The sequence below is a fragment of the Algoriphagus sp. SE2 genome (assembly GCF_039563885.1).
In the GTDB taxonomy this organism is placed as follows: Bacteria; Bacteroidota; Bacteroidia; order Cytophagales; family Cyclobacteriaceae; genus Algoriphagus.
This window is the reverse complement of sequence record NZ_JBCLWJ010000076.1, coordinates 1-472: the sequence shown is the minus strand read 5'-3', so window position 1 is coordinate 472 and position 472 is coordinate 1. Positions and strand designations below refer to the sequence as shown.

General features: G+C 39.6%; 1 protein-coding gene. It reads right to left on the bottom strand.

Annotation, left to right across the window (positions count from 1 at the left end; all coding sequences use genetic code 11):
- Window positions 1-472: hypothetical protein (locus AAGF08_RS20480; protein ID WP_343513320.1), on the bottom strand; the 472-nt coding region annotated here is incomplete at both ends.

The window sequence follows — 472 nt, the reverse complement described above, 5'->3', positions numbered from 1 at the left end:
CAGAAGGATTCCATTCGTAGCAGTACCAATCCAGATGACGCCCCTCTTATCTTTTATTGTATTCCCCCAGCTTATACGACTGTTGGTCGCAATTGATTTCATTTCAGTGTACGCATTGTTGAGTACATGGATGCTATCACTATTTATCATCCATAATCTTCCTTGATTGTCTTCCTCATAAAATTGCGCTTCTTCCCAAAATTGTGCTTCTTCATTAAATCCATCCTTCTCGTTAAGGGTACGGACAGTTTTATCGTCTAATGAAATGCCAAAGGTGCCACTTACAGAAGTTATCCACATCCTATTATTACGATCCTGAAAATGATAGCCACCATAAGGCAGGATGTTTGTATAGTATTGTCTGTCTTCACCGATGATACTGGTTACGGTTTGATCCCCGCTTTGACTTAATAGCCAGATATTGTGATTCCTGTCCTCCATCAATGGATAATTAGGACGAATACCTAGAAAT